At 64.6% G+C, this 3,008-nt stretch carries 1 protein-coding gene; it reads right to left on the minus strand.

Annotated elements, in window-relative coordinates:
* Positions 1 to 121 precede the first annotated feature (121 nt).
* The gene (locus Q8M85_RS20005; protein WP_305547909.1) at positions 122 to 2,944 is read right to left on the minus strand and encodes a cation-transporting P-type ATPase; all 2,823 of its coding nucleotides are present in this window, start codon (positions 2,942 to 2,944) and stop codon (positions 122 to 124) included.
* Between the last annotated feature and the right edge of the window lie 64 nt (positions 2,945 to 3,008).

A 3,008-nucleotide genomic window follows, 5' to 3' on the forward strand; every position in this document is an offset into this window, starting at 1 on the left:
ATGCCCCGAATGGTGGTGAGACGTACGGATTGACCGATCATGCGAAACCTCCCTCAAGTTGTTGCCTCTCGTGATCGCGCATGCCCCACGAGGACGGCCATGTGACTGCGGTGGTTCTTGTTTATGCACCCTCGCCAGGCCGACGCGCTCCGGAACGTGTCGCGGCGAGTCTCCGCCTAATCCATTTCTCGATGCCCACAACTGTGTAGACCGTCAGCGAGATTGCGAGAATCAGCGCCCAGGCCAGGCCGTCGATCGGCGCGGTGTGGAACAGGCGATTCATCACCGGCACGTAGGTCAGGAGGAGTTGCAAGCTGACCATGGCCAGCACGCCCGCGACGATCCAGCGATTGCTGAAGACGCCGATATGAAACATGGACTGCTCCAGCGAGCGACAGTTAAACAGGTAGAACAGCTCCCCCATCACAAACACATTCACGGCCGCGGTCCGCGCCGCCTCGATCGGCACGGCCCGCTGCTGCTCCAACAGAAAGACACCGTAAGCTCCGGCCAGCAGGAGCGCCGAGACCAAGAGGATGCGTTCGACCAGCACTCCGGTCAACAGCGGCTCCCGCGGATCTCGCGGCAGCCGCTGCATGATCCCCGGCTCCTTCGGCTCGAACGCCAGCATCATTCCGAGCGCGATCGCGGTCGTCATGTTGATCCAGAGGATCTGCACCGGCAGGATCGGGAGCACCGCTCCGGCGGCGATGGCGGTCAAAATGACCAGGCCTTCCCCTATGTTGGTCGGCAGCGTCCAGACAATGAATTTCGTCAGGTTGTCGAACACGCAGCGGCCTTCTTCGACCGCCGCCTCGATGGAGGCGAAGTTGTCGTCGGTCAGCACCATATCGGCGGCCTCTTTGGCCACCTCCGTCCCGCCGCGTCCCATCGCCACGCCGATGTCGGCCTGTTTGAGGGCCGGCGCATCGTTGACCCCGTCCCCGGTCATCGCGATGATATGGCCCCTCGCCTGGAGCGCTTCCACCAAGCGCAGTTTCTGCTCCGGGGAGACCCGCGCGAAGACCGCCGTGCGCTCTGCTGCATCGGGCAGGTTCTCCTTGGCGGTAGCCGCCAGCTCCTGGCCGGTCATCACAATCAGCTCGCCGCCTTCCCGAGCCTTCGCCCCATTGAGGCCGATCTGCTGCGCGATCGACCGGGCCGTGAGCGCATGGTCGCCGGTGATCATCTTGACCGCGATGCCGGCCGTCTGGCAGGCGCGCACCGCCGCAATGGCTTCCGGCCTCGGCGGGTCCATCATGGCCTGCAACCCCAGAAAAGTCAGGCCTCCTTCCACGTCCTGCTCGTCCAGCGCGGCCATCGCAGCCGGCAGCCTCTTGCGCGCAAACGCCAACACGCGCAATCCCCGCGCCGCGAAGACCTCGACCTGGTCGAGCACGGATTGTGGATCGAAAGGACGCTCCGTTCCGTCGGCAGCCAGATTCCGATCGCACAGGCGGAGGACTTTCTCGACCGCGCCTTTAAGATACAGCGTCCCGGACCCGCCAGGCTCCACCCGGTGGAGCGTCGCCATGTATTGGCGGTCGGATTCGAAGGGAATCCCGTCGATCCGAGGAGACACGGTCGCGGCCTGGGCCGGATCGATCCCGGCTTTGCGCGCCGCCACCAACAACGCGCCTTCCGTCGGATCGCCCACGATGGTCCACCGGCCCTCACGCTCCACCAGTTGCGCGTCGTTGCAGAGTGCCCCGGCAGTCAGGAGCTCGCGCAGACCGGGACCGAGTGACGCGTGACGGGTGACGGGTGACGAGGGCCGAAGGAGCTCTTCATCACGATTAACGGTTGAGGATTGACCATTGACGTTCTCCCTGCTCGCTTCACGGATCTCGCCGGTCGGCTCATAGCCGGCGCCGTCCACCTCGAAGGATTCGTCTCCGGCCAGGATCGCCTGAACGGTCATCTGGTTTTTCGTCAGCGTCCCGGTCTTATCTGAGCAGATGACGGTCGTGCTCCCCAGCGTTTCCACTGCGGGTAGTTTGCGGATGACGGCATGCCGCTGCGCCATCCGGCTCACGCCGATCGCCAGGGTGATCGTGACCGCCGCCGGCAGCCCTTCGGGAATCGCCCCGACCGCCAGCGCGATCGCCGCCATGAACATCTCAGCCGCCGGCTGGCCCCGCCAGAGCCCCAGCGCGAACGTCATCGCCGCCAGACCGAGAATGGCCACCGTGAGCACTTTGCTGAAGGACGTAATCTTTTTCGTGAGCGGCGTGGCGATCGCGGTTGTTTCGTGGACCAGTTGATGGATGCGCCCGAGTTCCGTGTTCGCGCCCGTGCCCACGACAATTCCGGTGCCTTGCCCATACGTCACGAAGGTGCCGGAGAAGCCCATGTTGCGCCGGTCCGCGACGAGCGTCTCCGGGGGGAGGATGCGGTCACTCTTCTCCGCCGAAACCGACTCCCCAGTCAGCGCCGATTCGTCCACTTGCAGCTCGCGCACCGTCACAAGACGCAGATCGGCCGGCACCTTGTCGCCAGACTCCAACAGAATCACATCACCGGGCACGATCTCCTCGGAAGAGATGCGCCGCTTCTGCCCGTCCCGCCGCACCGTGGCCTCCGTTTTCATCAGGGCGACCAGCGCTTCCAAGGCCGCTTCCGCTCGGGATTCCTGAATGAACCCGACGATCGCATTCACCAGCACCACGCCGAAAATCACCCCCGCATCCACCCACTCGCCGAGAAGCGAGGTGATCGCTGTGGCGGCCAGCAGCACATAGATCAACGGATGGTGGAACTGGAACAGGAGCCGGATCAGTGGACCGTGCCGTTTGAACCGCGGGAGCGCATTGGGGCCGAAGCGCTGCAGCCGCTGGACGGCCTCCGCCGACGTGAGGCCCCGCTCCACGTCGGTTTCCAACAGCAGCAGCACCTCGTGGGCCGGCAGATGATGATGTAACGCACGCTCGGCCAGGCTCTCCATCAACGATTCCTTTCACACTCGGACATGGTTGGCCGACCGGTTTACGGTGAGCACCGGACAGCCC

Origin of the sequence: Tabrizicola sp., from assembly GCF_030694085.1 — a bacterium.
Taxonomy (GTDB): Bacteria; Pseudomonadota; Alphaproteobacteria; order Rhodobacterales; family Rhodobacteraceae; genus Tabrizicola.